Below are 17740 nucleotides of genomic sequence, written 5' to 3' on the forward strand. Positions count from 1 at the left end.
TCTTTTAGAGACCTGTAAATTACTGTAATTATGGGTTGAACAATGGGAATATATAAAAATTGAAGAAAGAATCAAAACAGCTAAGGATCTAGCGGTTCATCCGGATTTATAGTTAGAGATTCTATACGAGGCTTAAACTCCACAATGACGTCACTGATGCGTTTTCCAAGCTCATACGGAACATATCCTAATTCTCGCATGCAGCGATCGGCCATATTTTGAACGGCATCGATATGTGGTACACTGCTGTTAACAATTGCAAATTTATCTTGCGGAAATCCATAAGTCAACAGGATTCGGGAAGTATTACGTAGATTGGTGGTGGTATGGCGCGCATGTGGATCGATCAAAATAGCTTCTTCGGGTACACCGAGTACCTGCATCAGGTATTTTTTCATCTCCAATGCTTCGATATAGGGTGTCTTGTAGGGATGTACCCGCCCACCTGAAACCACAATAAAGGGAGCCAATCCATCGAAGTAACTCCGTGCCGCCATTCTGGAACGCAACATTCCGCCGGGGCTGATAGGTTGACCGTATTGATCTGGTCCTGCTCCTAAAGTCAATAACAGGCTGTAAGGATAGCGACTAAAATCTGTTTTTCGGATCGCTTCATATGCTTTCTTATTTTCCAACTCCATCAAAGGTTCCAATTGTGCCACGTCCCATCTTTCGTTGACTTCCAATAGCCTAACAGCTGTCCAAAGTGATTCGTAGAAGGCTAACTTAGGTTGTTGCACATCTTTGAGAACGTCTTGGGCCACATCTTTAAGCAAGTATAGATATGATTTATTGGTAATATTAAAAGAAATCGAATCAATACGAGGATAATTTGGTTTCCTACCTCCGGCATAAACATCGATAACATAGTTCATTGCTTCTAGATCCTTCCTAAAGGCTCTAGCAAGGTATTCATCGGCTTTCTTTCCTTGTGACAGCCCATAGGTCTGTGAATCCATCAGACGCTTGCGGAATGATTGCCCTATCTGGCTTTTAGTGTTTGCAACAAAAATGTTGACCAAGAGATCAATCTCCTCTTGTTTCCACTTGAAAGCACCCACAAAGCAGGCGACGTCTGCACATTTAGTATTATTGAGGTAGCGCGTATGTCGCTGTTTTAGTAGATTTTGAACTTCAGGCAGAGATAATAATTCTTCCGTCAATACGCTGTCTTGACTTAAAATATAGGTGGCGTAATAGTTCTTGGCGATCACCCAATCTTGTGGGGTTCTATCGCTATGAAACTCCTGACCCAAGGATACACTCGAAAAGAATATACCTAGGGTGAGAAGCCATATGGTGATGGTATTGATCATTAGAATGATTTGTTACTTTTTAATATCCTGTATTTTGATACATTTTCTCAGGATTTAACTTATACTCGTCAAATGGAATCGGATAATAGCGATCCTTGATCGAGATATTGGATAGCTTGGCATTTCCATAATCGGACTGATTCTTCTTTTTAAAATAATCGACCAGAGCGTTTGCATCGTAATTACGGATAAGGTCAAACCATCTGTGATTTTCAAAGGCAAGTTCTACACGACGTTCGTGTAAAATAGCATCTTTCAATGTGGGGTATTTAGAGACGTAGCTAGCATTAGTTCTTGAGCTTGCGTATGCTGGTAAGCCTGCTCGAAGCCTAACTTCATCGAGTAAAGCAATCGCTTCTGCATCTTTACCCAAATTCATCTTTGCCTCTGCTAAGAGCAACATCACGTCAGCATAACGAATTAATATCCAATCATTCCCCCCTCTTCCTTCGGTACCAGCTACTTCGCTGTTGTCTCTAAATTTGGTAATAAACCAATCTTTAACCTGAGCGTGTTCTGCAAACTTGATAGAGAAACTTTTACGTAAATCTTGCTCTTCATAATCTTTTACAAGATCATGCTTGACATTGCCTCCGATACCGGTTGATACAAATTTGGAGTTGATGTTTTCTCCCCTTGCCTGATTATTGCGTGCAATACTGGAACTGTAGTTTTGATCACCTTGTAAATATTGAACTTGCATAACTAATTCTTTACAGGTGCTTTTCTTACTGACATCAAAAACATCTGCATAAGGGATCTCAGTGAGTTTGCCAAAAGTACGCATGCCGTATGATGCCGCGAGATATTGCTCTGCTTTTTTAAAATTAGCCTGCTTGTCACCCGTTAATGTAGCTCCCATAGTCAGGTAAACTTGTCCTAATATAGCATTGATAGCGGCCTTGGAAGTGCGACCTACGGCATACTGCCACTGTACATTGGGCAGGTTGCTGTTGAGTGCTTCTGTCAAATCGGCAACAATCTGCTGATAGACAACAGCTTCTTTCTGTCTATGCGCAATTTCGGCCGCTTGCTCTTTAGTCGTGATCTCGACGGTTGACAACGGAATATCACCAAATTTGCGTACCATATGGAAATACAAGAGGCCTCTAACAAACTTGGTCTCGGCAATGTATCGTTCTTTGACCGCATTGTCGGCAAATGTTACACGGTCGATATTGGATAATAAAGTATTGCAACGTGCAATGCCATCGTACATCGCTGACCAATGTGTTTTGATATAGGAATTACTCGGTAGTATGGAGAAATCATTAAACTGAAAGGGTTCGCCTGCATTAGATTGGTTATCATCACGGCCTGTATTGTCCGAACGCTCTTCACTGTAAAGCGCACTGGACTCACCGATAGTGCTTCCCGAGCGTAATGCTTGGTATAAACCATTAACAGCCAATAAAACGTCGTTTTCTGACTTGAAATATGCGCCAATAGTAACCGCGTTGGGGTTATCCTGATTTAAAAAACCTTTATCGCAGGAGGATAGTGCTAAAAGAACGAAGGGTAATAAATATCTTTTTTTCATGATAATCGATTTTTTAAAATGTAACTTTTAATCCAAGATTGAATGTACGCACCAAAGGATACAAACCGTAATCTACCCCAGGAGTCAGATTACCGCGTTGATTGTAGTCGGGCTCTGGATTGTAACCTTTATATTTGCTAATGGTAAATGGATTGTCTACACTTGCGGATATCCTTACACCTGAAAGAGCTAACTTATTGGCAGTTGCAGTTGGTAAGCTGTAACCTAATATAATATTGGTCATCCTAAGGAAAGATCCATCTTGTAGGTAAAAAGTAGATAGACGGGTGCTGTTGCTCTGCGTACCACCCCTTGAAGCACGATATACTTCACCATTGCCTGGGTTTGATGCCGATCTGTACCGTTGGGCAACGTCTGCATATTGATTGCCTGAACCTTCCATATTATATAAGTAATAGTCGTAACCATCCAATACTTTATTTCCCTGTGATCCATTGAATGAGGCTCTCAAGTCAAAGTTTTTATAACGTGTATTAATCGCAAATCCGTAGGTGAAATCAGGATGTGGACTTCCGATAACACGTTTGTCTTCATCATTCACAATGCCATTTCCGTCAACGTCTTCAAAATAAAGATCTCCTGGTTGCAAAGGATTAGTTGATCCTGCAGATGGGGCAACACTTTTATAGTTTTCTTCGGTAGCTACTCCCAATACTTTGAATCCGTAGAACATACCAATAGGACTGCCCTCTTGTGTAATATGCGTGATATATGAGCGTTCTGCCCCATTTGTCATAATGGTAGATCCGCCACCAAGATCCAGTACTTTATTGCGGTTGACATTGATGTTACCGCTAATACCTAAATCAAAGTCTTTTTTACGCACTAAGGCAGCATCGAGTTGAAGATCAAATCCTTTGTTTTCAACTTTACTATTAGGCAAGTTGGTCAAGATCGTTGTTGCTCCTGATACTGCGGTGATCGGTTGATCGAACAACATATCGGACGAACGACTCAAATAAATATTACTCATAATATTCAAGCGTCCTCGGAAAAGTCCTAAATCCAAGCCAGCATTGTATTGTGAGGTGGTTTCCCAACCCAATTTAGGGTCACGTAAATCTCCGGGAGCAAGTGATGTTTCCACTTTGTCACCAATAATCACACCTGTAGGTGAATTGTATGTGGTTTTAGCCTTATATTCACCAATATTGTTGTTTCCACTTTTACCCCAACTTACTCTTAGCTTCGCAGTAGACCCCTCTCCTAGCCATGCATCATAAAAATCTTCTTTAGAGATGGTCCAACCTGCAGAAACGGAAGGAAATGTTCCCCATTTGGTGTTAGGTCCAAAACGAGATGAACCATCCGTACGGAAAGATGCAGATAGAAAATATTTGGATGCATAACTGTAGTTTACGCGGCTAAAATACGACTGCAGTGTTGTAATTCTTTTATATGCATCGAGTAGTTGAAAATTTGATGGATCTGCACCTTTGTTGGTAATCTCTTCAATAGCATCGTTTTGAAATCCATTGGCGCGAACAGACATGTAATCGATATCTGTCCTTTGAGCCGAATAACCTAACAGGGCTGTCACTTGATGTTTTTCTGCAAATGTCTTATTATAATTTAAGGTCGTTTCAACTAACTTATCAATTTCACTAAGCGTATTGGCGTCGGCATATGCTGCGGCTTTTGCAGAATTTGAATAGGGTGCATTATTACCATTTGAAATACTTGTAGGTCTATAATAATCGTACTTCTCGTCATAAGTTGCTAATCCACCATTTACTTTTAGGCTCAAACCATCAAAGATTGAGAAATCTGCAAAAGCATTATATAAACCGCGTTTTCCGCGTCTGTTATTTTTGATCTCAGTGACGTAGGCCAATGGATTTTCTGGATTTTGGACGCCATAGTTGTTACCTGAAAGATTTGCCATCAAAAATTTAGCGTAACTACCATCTTCATTATAAACAGGAAGTGTAGGTAAATAAATTAATGCGGCCATAGAAGGACTCCTATCATAGCGGCCTGTGGTCACTTCGTTGTTATCGTTGTAGGTGAAAGAGACATTGGCTCCGACAGTAAGTCGCTTACTTACCTTAGCATCGGTATTGGCTCTAAAATTAAAAACCTCCTGCCCTGTACCCAACATAATACCTTCCTGATTTTGATATGAAGTACTTAAAAAGTATCTGTTTTTATCGTTTCCACCATAGGCAGATATATTGTGTCTTTGAAAAGGTGCATTTCGGTATAAGGCATCTTGCCAATCGGTATCATATTTTGCTTTCTTGGCCAAACCTGTCGAAAAATCGTAGTATTCTTCTGGAATCGATACTGAACCGGCATTACTTACGCGAGCAACACGGTCGGCATTGCTATCTAAACGCATATTTTCATTCCAAACCAATCCTCTTCCTGTAACTAAATCTTTATAGGCATTATTTCGACCATCAATCAGTAAATCGATAAATTCTTCAGAATTTAATAGATCTATCTTTTTTGATAATTGTCCAAAACCACCTAATACTTCGTAATCGATATTACTACGACCTTCTTTACCTCGTTTGGTCGTAATAAGGACAACACCGCCAGCGGCACGAGAACCATAGATTGCGGCAGAAGCGGCATCTTTAAGGACATCAATGGTTTCAATATCATTTGGATTGATATTTAAGTTGTTTCCCGAAGGATAGCCGTCAATGACATACAAAGGATCCGATCCTGCATTGATAGATCCCATTCCACGTACCTTAATTTTTGTTCCTTCATAAGGCGCGCCACTCGTTTGCATAACTTGCACACCTGCTATTTTACCGACTAAAGCTTGCGACAGCTTAGGTGATGTCAGGTTGAGTTCTTCTGCTTTTACACTTGCAATAGCTCCTGTCACATCAGATTTACGGATTTTTTGGTAACCTATGGAAACCATTACTTCCTCGAGTTGCTGCCCTTCTGAGGTCATCTTAATCTGAAATCCACTTTGGGAAGTAATGGTCTGTTGTGTGGTCGTATATCCAATAAATCGAATAGAGATGGTATCTCCGACTTTTCCGTCCATCACAAATCGACCGTTATGATCTGTCTGATAGTCTTGTTGGGTGCGCAAATTGCGGACAGTCGCGCCAATAATGGGTTGACCAGCTTCATCGAGCACGGTTCCGGATAGCTGCTGTTGAATGTTAAGTTCACTTTTCAACAATGCTATTCTTAAATTGCTTGCTTCTGTAGGTAGTGAGTGGCATGTAAGTGGTAATAACAGCCACAATAGTCTAGATGATTTAAAGTACATGAGTTTTGCCTTTACAAATAAGATTGATTAGCGGCAAAGCTATAGGTTGAGTGTTAAGTGAGGATTATCATAAGCTTATGAAATGATTAACAATCGTGTGCGTAGCAATAGGAAATACAACTTTTCCTACAAAAAAATCATTATTTGACAATATGTAAGTTAAATTTAGTTGCAAAATCATTTTTATATGGCAACAAAAACATCAAAATAGATCAAACTAACAGTAGTTAGGATATTTTTTTAATAATTTTCACATAAAAGTAATCTTACTATAGATATAGTAAGATCGTTTTGCTTGTTCGCGACTATATTGCTCGTTCACATCAAAAAATATATCTTTTCGATCTTGTGGAATACAATAAAAACACGCTATGAAGAGATTATAATTTTATAAAGTCGAATCAAATATTGGCTTGATATTTTATAAAATACATATTAATAAAAAAAGCAGGGAATCATCTTGACTCCCTGCTTTTCCAGACCTTTAAAACGTTTTTTTATGTTTGTAAAAAAACGTTTTAAATTATAATATTAATTAAGCATTTAGAACTTCTTCTGAAAACACAACACCCTCGTAACAAGCATTATAAATCGCTTTCAATTCATCTAAAGAAGGTACACGTGGATTAAAACCTGTACATGGGTCAACTAAAGCATTTTGAGCAATAAAATCTAAGTTTTTCTCCCAAATCTCTTTAGAGATACCAAAATCTTTGATTGAACCCTTGTTATTCACCTCCGAACGTAAATGTTCAATAGCTACTGCTAAACCTTCTGCTGTTTCCTCTCCAATTATTTTAGCCAACTCTGGGTAACGTGCAGTTTCTTGTGCATTATAGCGGATGACATTGGGTAGAAAAATGGCATTGGAAGCACCATGCGGAATACCATATAATGCACCTACTTGATGTGATAAAGAGTGTACAATACCTAACCAAGCGTTATTGAAAGCTAAACCTGCCATAAAAGAGGCATCATGCATATTTTGACGAGCTGTAATGTTATCTGGATGAACCACAGCTTCTTTTAGATTGTCAAATACAAGTTCTAATCCGCCTTTTGATAATGCATCGGCATAATTATTCTCGATATTGGAAACATAAGCTTCAACACAGTGTGTTAATACATCAAGACCTGTATTTGCGGTAACGTGAGCTGGCATCGATGCACATATTTCTCCGTCTACAATAGCTATATCAGGTGTAAGTTCGTAAGAAACGACTGGATATTTGACACCTTTCTCGCGATCTGTAATTACAGCAAGACCTGTTGTTTCTGTACCTGTACCGCTTGTTGAAGGAATGGCTATGAACTTGGCCTTATTTCTTAATACTGGAACGGTAAAAGGTTTTATAATACTATCAAAATCGATATCTGGATATTCGTAGAAAACCCACATAATCTTAGCAGCATCAATAGCGGAACAGCCTCCTAATCCAATAATCCAATCGGGTTGAAAAGCTTGAATCTGCTCTGCACCTTTAAGGCAAGTTGTTGATGAAGGATCTTCTTCTACTCCTTCAAAAATGCTGACTTCGATGCCCGCTTCTGTAAGAAATGAAATCGCTCTATCTAGTGTGCCACTTTTACGCATTGAATTGCCACCTGTTACAATTACAGCTTTTTTACCTTGGATATTTTTCAATTCGTCAAGACTTCCAGCACCATGGAAAACCTCGCCTGCAATAAATAATTTACTCATTTTTCTGTTTTTTTGTTTTGACAAAATTACATGAGCTGTACTTAGCACTGTTATACAAATGGGACTATCCGTTATACATTTGCGACAGTTCTTGTTGCAGTTGTGTTGGTGTTTCTTTTAATTTTGATCGTACAAACTTGTTCAACGCTGACGGTGAATTAAAACCTAGATCGAAAGCAATCTCTTTGTGCGATAGATCTGAGAATGTCAACTGTCGCTTAATTTCAATTAAAATGCGATGATGAATGGTTTCAATAGCAGTATCGCCACAATGTTTTTTAGTAATGGCATTTAACTTTTTTGTTGTGATCATCAATTGCGATGCATAATACTGAACAGTACGATGTTGTTTATAATGGATATTTAACAATTTCTTGTATCGAATGTAAATGGGCTTATCTGTACTTTCTTGATACAATATAGGATGTAGACCATGGACCGATTCAATCAACCCTAATAAGAATATTTTTATATAAAATCTTGCTTGCTCTTTTTTAACAAGACTAGGATTTTGATAAATATCTTGAATAATATCTATCATTCCTAAACTACGCTGAAAATCATTTGCAGCAAGCATCGTGCAATTGAGTTGGGTAGAAAGATTAACATTGTATGTACTCAATTCATTTTTTAAAATATCGGAACAGAATAATATTTCTTCAAATAGGATGATTTTACCCTTTAGATCTATACTTTGATTTGAGATTAAACTCACCTGTTCTGGAAATATTACCGCTATTTTACCTGATTTGAGGTTATGAATTTCATCTTCTACACTCATTTGCATAGTTCCTCCTTCAATCACATAGATGCAAAAATGATCTTTTTTATGCGCTTCTGTATATTGATCCAAATTTTCATCGGTCAAATCAAATACTCTAAAAGACAATTCTTGGTCTTCCTTCTTCTGCTGATTATCTTTTATCTTTAATTTCTTCAAAACCTTTAACTTTGTTTATTATACAACTGGGCGGTAAATCTAAAAAAACTAATAACACTTAAACGTAAAAAAATCTAAACCTTTAATTGTCCAAAAGAATATTTAAATATCGGATCTCATGACTCCAATCTAAAAACATCCATCATTTAGTCTATAATATGGTTTAAATCACACTCATTGAGCATTGCGTTTTCTTCTTATTTCATACTATAAGTAAAAATTATGCGCTATCAGTCTACCAGATTGCAAAATCTCAAACAGCAAAAATGTAAGATTATAAATTTATCAAAACGAAAATTGATTATATTGACATTTACAAAATAATCAACATAATAACCAATTACTCAATAAATATGTAATATTTAAAGAAGTTTTTTTATCTTTGACTCACAAAATAATGTCATGATACGTAAATTACCTCTTTTCGCACTTTCTTTATTTCTATTTGCTTCATGCAATAAAACAACTGATGATAAGGTAGTCATTCGCGAAGAAAAAATTAATCCTTATTTTACAGGAATAGATCTATCAGATACTTCAATTATAAATTGGAAAAGAATAGATCCTACGGAAAAATATTTTATGCTTGGCTATGGTTATGATATTACTGGTAAATATGCACATCCGGCATTTACAAGAAACAAAGTAATCGATATTGAAGCCCTTCATAATGATAACGGAAGGATCTCGTCAGGTTTCGTTTCAATGGGTGGTCCTGAACTAGAAATAAGTGGAACAAGGGAAGAATGTATCAGAACTATGGGTGAAAGAGCTGGCTTGAGTAGCGATGAAATAGCTAAATATAAGCATATTTTTAAAGAGACTTTTGAATCATCATTTAAGAATGACACCACGTTTAAATCATTAACCTATCATTATGAAGGAGTTTCGCAAGTCATATTATTTGCTTTTTTTGAAATATATGATTTAAATTTTGTCGAAACTGAATATAAATATGTAACCGCCCAATTCAAAAAGGACCTTGAAACAAAAACGGCCACAGAAATCATTTCCCTTTATGGAACTCATGTTTTAAAACGAATTAAAGTTGGACAACGAATGGATTATCTCTATCGTAATAATCAACAAACTCATACTGGGAGCTGGTTGTCACCAACAATTAATAAATATTTTATACCTGGCCCCTCTATGTGGACAGATAAACCTCAAGATGAAGTACCATTAAAAGAGAACTTATCAATTCAATTTATCGGCGGAAGTAATCAAAATACCAATTCATGGATGATCGATGTAACGAATTATACTGGTAAAAAAGTTGTTTCCCAAGAATGGAATAATTTTTCAGAAAAAAACAATACGCTAATTGATTTTTTTAGAAATGACGGTGTAGTACCTATATATAATTTTGTAAAGGATGAAAAAAAGAAACAAGCTCTTATCGAAGCTTATAATTCATATTTAGGATTATAAATAATTACAAATTCTTCAAAATACAATTTTAAAAATGGTTTTACTAACGATTCTAATCATAAGTATCAACACCTTCCAAACTACACAAAAAGAAGATCGTAAACATTTTACTTAGAGCTGTTTGGCACAAAGAGCTCTAAGTATTTAAACAATACTCAAATTGCACTTTAAAACAACTTATAAAAATAATACTGTTGATTCTTAATCCAAAAGAAATTTTTTAATTTAAAATGATCATTTTAAACAAGCAACTACAGCTTGTTTTTCACTATAAGATTGTATAGGTTTGTATTCGCTGAAAATTTAATATAAAAAAGTTTATGCAAACGCTCTATGTGATCTTCAACGGAAAATTAATTCCTGAAAACGAAGCTAAATTATCAATTACGGATCTTGCTATTGTGCGCGGCTACGGTATTTTTGATTTTTTCAAAACGGTGAATGGTATTCCTATATTTCTAGAGGATAATCTTGATCGCTTTTTTCAATCGGCAAATCTGATGGATCTACCAGTAAATTACTCCAGAGATGAATTGAGAGCTCAAATAATAACTTTAATGGAAGCGAATGTTATTCCAGATTCTGGGATTAAAATTTTATTGACTGGAGGGTATAGTAGTGATGGGTATAGTATTGCTGAGCCCAATTTAATTATCAGTCAGCAAGCTTTAAAAAGAAATTTAGTGTTGGAAAGTACAGGTTTGAAACTACTTGCTTTTCACTATCACCGTCCATTTAGTCTCGTCAAATCTATCGATTATGTTATGGGTATACAGGCGCTTAAGGCAGCTAAATCGCAGGGGGCTGACGATGTGGTTTACATACAAAACGGCTTGATATCGGAATGTCCGCGTGCTAACTTCTTTTTAATAAGTGAAGATGGCAAATTGTTAACTGCGGGTGACGATGTTTTACAGGGTATAACACGTAAAAAAATTATCCAATTGGCAAAAACCATCATGGACGTGGAAGTTCGTAACATTAGCGTGGAGGAAATCGCATCGGCAAGTGAGGCATTTATTAGTTCTACTACCAAAAATATTACTCCGGTAACTACTTTATTGGGATATAAAGAATTTGGCAAACAAGTGGGTCCTCTTACAATGCGTCTACAAGAACTGCTGCAGGAATTGGTTTACAATCCTTCATAACTTATTATTATCTCTAAAATCGGGAGAAACTATTATCTATAAAAATCATTTCAGTAATAGCTAGAGCAAGTTTAAAACATAAGTTTAAACTGTTCAAAATTTCTTAACTTCAAAAACTAAATTATGTTGACATGGAGCAATATGTAACATATATCATCGAAAGTGATCGGGGCTCGTAACTGCATATGAAGCAACGAAGGTTGTTAAAAGGTGCTTATATTGGATCGTGAAATTGAAACCATTATTGGGGGTTGGGCCTAAGAAAGATGAAATTGAACTTGATGAACTAACGTAGGATCTTAATCATAAGAAATGTTTAAAATGCATTCTTCACGATCGTACCCAACCGTTTCAAATCGGCATGGATCCGATCATTCCATTCTAATGCAAAATTTAACCGCATACAGTTATGATAACGGTCCTGCAGTGTAAACATTCTACCTGGTGCAAAGCTTATATTCTGACGGATGGCTTTATCAAACAAGGACGCTGTATTAATTCTCTTATCCAATTCAAGCCAGAGTACGAATCCGCCTTGAGGTTGTGATATTTTTGTATTATCAGGAAAATATTCTTCGATAGCGCGTTGGTACTGAAAGCAGTTTGAATATAGCTTATTTCTAAAGTTTTGAAGGTGGTGGTCATAACGGCCATGCTCCATAAAATCTGCAATAACCTCCTGATATAAAACAGGTGTTGAGATGGTCTGCAGCAGTTTTTGCCGGATGATCTTCTTCTTGAATTTCCCTGGCGCTACGCACCCAACACGGTACCCCGGTGCAAGTGTCTTTGAAAAGGAACCACACCACATGACTATTCCAGCTTCATCAAAGGCTTTACAGGGCTTAGGTCTATTGGTGCCAAAGTAAAGGTTACCGTAAAGGTCATCTTCGATCAACGGTATATTTCGTTCTGTAAGCATCTTCACCAGTTCGATTTTGTTTTCTTCTGGCATAAGACTGCCTAATGGATTACTGAAATTTGCGGTGAAGCAACATACATCTATTTTAGAAATAACTTTCTTTAATGCGTCCATATCGATCCCAGAAATCGGATGGGAAGGTATTTCGATCACATGAAGTCCAAGTGACTTGGCTATTTGAATTGTCCCGAAGTATACAGGTGTTTCCATTGCGATCGTATCACCTGGCTTTGTCACGGCTAACAAACAATTAAAAATAGCATTCATGGCTCCGGAAGTGGTCACCAGATCTTCTTCAGTAAGTTGTCCTTCAAACTCCATGCTCCATTTAGCGATGCTTCTTCTTAAATTGATACTTCCCTGCGCAGGTTCATAACTGGTCCCACCGTCGTCAAGTTTTCGTATCACATTCACAATTCCTTTATTTAGTTTTGCTATCGGTAGCATACTTTGTGCAGGAACGCCTAAAGAGAACTGTGTCAGATCTTCCTTCTTTAGCGAGTTATAAACTTTATCAATAAGATCTTCCTGGTCATGCTCATTATTCGGGGCTTGTAATCGGCTAACTGAGGGAAGTGATAAACGTCGTTGCGCTATTTTACTTACAAAATAACCGGATCGAGGTCTAGATTCAATCAGAGACCTGCTTTCTAACTCTAGAAAGGCCTGTTTAACCGTATTGATACTCACATGATACATCTTCTGAACCACACGCAGCGAAGGGAGTTTATCACCTAATTGCATCGTTCCGGAGACAATCTGTTCTTCAATAATATGAGCAATCTTGAGGTATAAGGATTCTTTCTTCATGGACTTATATGCTAATAAATTATCTTCCGCTATTTTTTTCTTATTATTCACTGCCTTCAAATTGTTGGATATTGAACACGCTGCAATTTACATATTTTAGGATATCATATGTATCCAACAGCACCTATGCTATATGTTTTAAATATTCACTTTTTCATTCAGTTTAAAGGTTGAGCCAATCAATAAGTCGTTCAATCGCCAATTTAAGTTTAGAGATGCTATGATCATCATCTCCGAATGTCTGGATAAAATTTCTTTTTGCTTTGATTTCTAATGCTTCCTTAAATTCGACTTGATGAAATTCTGATAAAAAGTAACAAGTCATTTCCACCTTGTTTGAATGATTAATAATTGCAGATGCATAGCCAATAACTTCTTTAGCCTGCATGATCACAGCTAAAGGGAGTCCAAATTCGGCGGTCAAAATATTTATCCTTGCGTCCTTTCCCTCAAAATCGGATTTCTCCTTGTGTTTTTTATATAAAGAAACCACAGGGCTGAGTTCGGACAAATAAAAATTTACAATCTTAAATCCATTAATTTCATTAGTCTTCATCTTCTTGTTGTATTGGTGATAAGCAAATTTAAAGACTCTATTTCTTTGGGTACAGATACAGAAATACTAATTTTCATAGGTACAGCTAGTATTTTTTATAAAAGTCCTAACCATTAATTTTACACATTTTAAAACGGCATCTAGGAAAAAGAATATAATCAGTAATAAAACTCATTGAGAACGCAATACCTTTCCTTATTTTGATTATATTCATGAAAAATTGTACCCCTTAACTATAAACTAAAGTAGAAAAGCCAATGGAGTTTCTGATCATATTTTTTCTAATTTCATTTCCACTACTAGGATTTTGGGTTTATAAACAGTTGCGAAAGAAAGCTAATACCTCTACTAAAATTACGGAATACCTTATCATTGTGGCTTTTTGTATTTCGATTCTACTATTTGTTTTCGGACTTATGCTTTATGGCTCGCACTATAAGGAAGCAATAGATATTGTCGACGGCGGTTACTCGCCATTTGCTTTAGAACATAGCTTGACATTAGTTACTTTTTTTGCACTTGCCATGTTTGGAATTATAAAGCTATGGTTAAAAGGAAGATCAGCACCTCCACTTCTATTTGTACTGTCACTGATCTTTGTCATTATCGGAATAATTATGAGCGTTGCTGTCTTACTACAGATCTCATCGAATACGCAATTCTACGATTCCTGGTTGTTCTTTTTCCTACCCGTCACATATACGGTAACGGCGTTTATTTTAATTTTTAGATGTATCGGAGAAGAAGCTATATCCGCAACAAATAAACATTACTCGAATAAATTTCTTAACAACCTGAACATGAAAATGGCGAATGTGAGCCATCAACCCGTTTACGTTCTCGTCTTTCTTATTCCTGTTTTTGTGATTATTGTTGCAATATTGGTTTTATTTGGACAGGAAGTAAATTCCATAACAAAAGTATTTACGGAAACGACTACATGGAATTTTTCAAGCAAAACTCACCCACCTTTTTTAGATCATAGGGGACATTATTTATGTACTGTAGCTGTTTGTGGAGATCCAACGATTGTAAAACCACTTCGTTTAGGGAAAAGGCATGGAAATGAAGTTGTTGTCAACAGGCAACTACTCGTTGCCAATGCTTTCGAAGAACTAATTTCAGATCATTTTCCATCTGTACATCAAGTCATCAGAAGATTTTATGATCGTTTTGGTTATCCTTTATCAAAAAAGATTAATACGCCTCAAAAATCTAATTTGGTATACAGATTGATGAAACCTCTGGAGTACTTTTTTATCTTTTGTCTGTATTTATTCACTGAAAAACCTGAAGAGAAGATCGCTAAACAATATGCTTTATAAACACTAACAGCGCTTTAAGTCAACTATAGATCGCCGTTATCATGTTTGTTTTTACTGTTAAAATGTAAAACATGTATAATTGTGATCAAATTTTATTATTCCATTTAATGATTTGGTTCAGCATGGATTTCATAGCCAAATCCATCTTCCTTCCAGGACTCTTTCTTTAAAAGAGCCATATTTGAAGTTTTACCGAGCCAGATCTTGATCACCTGCTCCGCTCTTACACCTTTCCTAAAAAGCTTTTTGAACTTGGCATGGATACCTTTAGTGGTTTCATCATATTTAGGTTCTCCATATAGGGAGGATATATATGTTGTAAAAACTTCCAGTTCTCGTTTTCCTATTTCAGGATTAAACTTCCTATAATCCAAATGCTCAAATCGCACATTTAATTTCGAGAAAATTTCTTTACCGATTTTATTGCTGTAGACTTGAAATTCATAATCTTGTGTTCCATTGTTGGTGTAGCCAATATTTTCATTCGGATCACCACTCAGCTCACTCCATTTAACGTGCAAAAAGTCTCCATCGCCAGAAATACGGATTGTTGCAGAATCTTTTACAACTAAGTCCTTTCCTCTATACCCCTTTAAGTAGGTTTTATAATTTCCTGGTAAATAAAAATAATGCCCCCAAGCTGTAGTAAACCGATATCCTCCGGATTGTTTAACGACAAGATTCAGTTTCTTGGGACTTCCTTCAACTTCCCATGTGAGCGAATCTAAATTTTGATATTTTAAGGGAATTAGCATTGATCCGTTTGGTCCATTATAAGTACTATCTTTTAGTTCAAACATCACCATCTCGTAGAAATTTTGATTGCTCTTATCTGCAACTATTCTGATCGGTACTTTTTCTTCTTCGCCAGTAGGATGTTCGACATCAATTTCGTCGACAAGTGAACCAAGTTCTTTGTCAGAACATGAAATTAGTAAACAGCTTGTTAAAAGTAATAAGCAGATTTTTCTAACCATAATTTAAGTCTTACTTGGGAGTCTACTCAAAAATAAGAATTAAAGCTTTATATTACAAGTTGATCGTGAATATTTTAACCGTTTTTTCATAAAAAACCGTTGTAGTATGTAGTAAAAATAATATTATTTGTCCTTTCCAATTATTTATACGCTTATTACACCGATTTTATTCTGAAAGCATTTCACAATTTTCTTAGATTGATTATTATATTTGCATTGAACCGAAACACTATACCTTGAAAAAAAGACATTTATTAACCCTTATGATCGCGGGTATTTTTATTCCGCTTAGTATAATTGCACAAAATAAAAAGAGCAAACCAAATGTTATCTTTATTTACGTAGATGATTTGGGATATGGTGATTTAAGCTGTTATGGTGCAAAGGCTATTTCGACACCAAATACAGATAAATTGGCCACAAATGGACTGCGATTTACGCGTGGACATGCAACCTCTGCAACCTGTACTCCTTCCAGATTCGGTTTAATGACCGGTCAGTATCCCTGGAGAAAACCGGGAAGAAATATTCTTCCCGGAGATGCAGCTTTGATTATACCAACAGATCAGATTACCTTGCCTAAGGTATTTAAAAATGAAGGTTATACCACTGCTATCATTGGTAAATGGCACTTAGGATTAGGTGACCAAATTAATAAGGATTGGAATGCGGATATTAAACCAGGGCCAAATGAGGTCGGGTTTGATTATTCATATATATTTCCTGCAACAGCTGACAGAGTTCCGACCGTCTTTATGGAGAACCATCGGATAATAGGCCTGGATCCTAAAGATCCTATTACCGTGAATTATAAAAATAAAATAGGAAATGATCCTACTGGAAAGGAACATCCTGAATTGTTAAAGTTACAATCTTCTGTTGGTCATAACCATACGATCGTAAACGGTATAGGAAGAATTGGCTATATGTCCGGTGGAAAACAAACAAGATGGACAGACGAAGAATTGGGAACTACGTTTTTAGCTAAAGCTCAGGATTTCATAGCGCAAAATCATAAGAAACCATTTTTCCTGTATTTTGCACTGCATGATATTCATGTGCCGCGAATGCCTGCCACCATGTTTAAGGGTAAAAGCAACTTAGGTTATCGGGGTGATGCTATTTTGGAAATGGATTGGATCGTTGGTCAAATAACAAAGCAACTTCATGAACTTGGTATTGAACAGAATACGATGATCGTTTTCAGCAGTGACAATGGCCCTGTACTGGATGATGGATATGCTGATAAAGCAGAAGAACTAAACGGAATTCACAGTCCCGCAGGTCCACTACGGGGATGGAAAACGGACCTATATGAAGGTGGAACCCGTGTCCCTTTTATTATCAGCTGGCCCGCACACATTAAACCTGGTGTAAGTCAAGAATTGGTTTGTCAGATTGATTTCGTTGCCAGTTTTGCCAGTTATTTCAATCAAAAACTTCCAGATGGACAAGCATCTGATAGTCAAAATTTATGGGATACCTTTGTTGGCAACGCGAAACAAGGAAGAATGACATTGATACAAGAAGGATATAGCAACCTTGCTATTGTATCTGGAGACTGGAAGTATATACCTCCATTTGGAAAAAATGGTCCTCAACTCTACAATCTTAAAGAAGATCTTGCGGAAGAAATAAATGTATTCGATCAATTTCAGGAACAAGCCGCCATACTAGAGGCATTATTTAAGCAAGAGAAAAATTAAATTAGGATATACACTCATCACTAAATTTAATCATATTATGCTTTAATTATTTATAAAAAACAGCTTCAATTGATAATTGAAGCTGTTTTCACAGCGTGAGAA

The 17740-nt window shown here is 36.5% G+C and carries 12 protein-coding genes; 4 read left to right on the top strand and 8 right to left on the bottom strand.

Annotated elements, in window-relative coordinates:
* Positions 1 to 80: 80 nt before the first annotated feature.
* The 5 genes from M2265_RS03665 to M2265_RS03685 form a co-directional block, all read right to left on the bottom strand.
* Complete coding sequence (locus tag M2265_RS03665) at positions 81 to 1256, bottom strand: YdcF family protein (RefSeq protein ID WP_243655361.1); 1176 nt, start codon at positions 1254 to 1256, stop codon at positions 81 to 83.
* Between the two features lie 79 nt (positions 1257 to 1335).
* Entirely contained in the window at positions 1336 to 2856 is a 1521-nt protein-coding gene (locus M2265_RS03670) for a RagB/SusD family nutrient uptake outer membrane protein (protein WP_132767714.1), read from the bottom strand.
* A 13-nt stretch (positions 2857 to 2869) separates the two neighbouring features.
* Entirely contained in the window at positions 2870 to 6118 is a 3249-nt protein-coding gene (locus M2265_RS03675; protein ID WP_132767712.1) for a SusC/RagA family TonB-linked outer membrane protein, read from the bottom strand.
* Positions 6119 to 6653: 535 nt separating this feature from the next.
* Entirely contained in the window at positions 6654 to 7820 is a 1167-nt protein-coding gene (locus tag M2265_RS03680) for an iron-containing alcohol dehydrogenase (protein ID WP_021190525.1), read from the bottom strand.
* 64 nt (positions 7821 to 7884) lie between these two features.
* Entirely contained in the window at positions 7885 to 8760 is an 876-nt protein-coding gene (locus M2265_RS03685) for a helix-turn-helix domain-containing protein (RefSeq protein ID WP_021190526.1), read from the bottom strand.
* Between the two features lie 402 nt (positions 8761 to 9162).
* Here M2265_RS03685 and M2265_RS03690 point away from each other — a divergent pair, with 402 nt between their 5' ends.
* Positions 9163 to 10191, top strand: a complete 1029-nt coding sequence (locus M2265_RS03690; RefSeq protein WP_132767710.1) for a hypothetical protein — start codon at positions 9163 to 9165, stop codon at positions 10189 to 10191.
* A gap of 320 nt (positions 10192 to 10511) precedes the next feature.
* Positions 10512 to 11342 carry an aminotransferase class IV gene (locus M2265_RS03695; protein WP_132767708.1) on the top strand — a complete coding sequence of 277 codons (831 nt, stop codon included), beginning with the start codon at positions 10512 to 10514 and terminating at the stop codon, positions 11340 to 11342.
* Between the two features lie 316 nt (positions 11343 to 11658).
* Here M2265_RS03695 and M2265_RS03700 read toward each other — a convergent pair whose 3' ends face one another.
* Entirely contained in the window at positions 11659 to 13074 is a 1416-nt protein-coding gene (locus M2265_RS03700) for a PLP-dependent aminotransferase family protein (protein ID WP_132768930.1), read from the bottom strand.
* A gap of 163 nt (positions 13075 to 13237) precedes the next feature.
* Complete coding sequence (locus tag M2265_RS03705) at positions 13238 to 13630, bottom strand: hypothetical protein (protein ID WP_132767706.1); 393 nt, start codon at positions 13628 to 13630, stop codon at positions 13238 to 13240.
* 257 nt (positions 13631 to 13887) lie between these two features.
* Here M2265_RS03705 and M2265_RS03710 point away from each other — a divergent pair, with 257 nt between their 5' ends.
* Positions 13888 to 14955, top strand: coding sequence for a DUF6688 family protein (locus M2265_RS03710; RefSeq protein WP_132767704.1), 1068 nt, complete (start codon positions 13888 to 13890; stop codon positions 14953 to 14955).
* 104 nt (positions 14956 to 15059) lie between these two features.
* Here M2265_RS03710 and M2265_RS03715 read toward each other — a convergent pair whose 3' ends face one another.
* Entirely contained in the window at positions 15060 to 15932 is an 873-nt protein-coding gene (locus M2265_RS03715; RefSeq protein ID WP_132767702.1) for a hypothetical protein, read from the bottom strand.
* A gap of 236 nt (positions 15933 to 16168) precedes the next feature.
* Here M2265_RS03715 and M2265_RS03720 point away from each other — a divergent pair, with 236 nt between their 5' ends.
* Positions 16169 to 17638: a sulfatase family protein gene (locus M2265_RS03720; RefSeq protein WP_243655359.1), complete on the top strand. Its 1470-nt coding sequence runs from the start codon at positions 16169 to 16171 to the stop codon at positions 17636 to 17638.
* Positions 17639 to 17740: the final 102 nt, after the last annotated feature.

The organism is Sphingobacterium kitahiroshimense, from assembly GCF_025961315.1.
GTDB classification, from domain to species: Bacteria; Bacteroidota; Bacteroidia; order Sphingobacteriales; family Sphingobacteriaceae; genus Sphingobacterium; species Sphingobacterium anhuiense.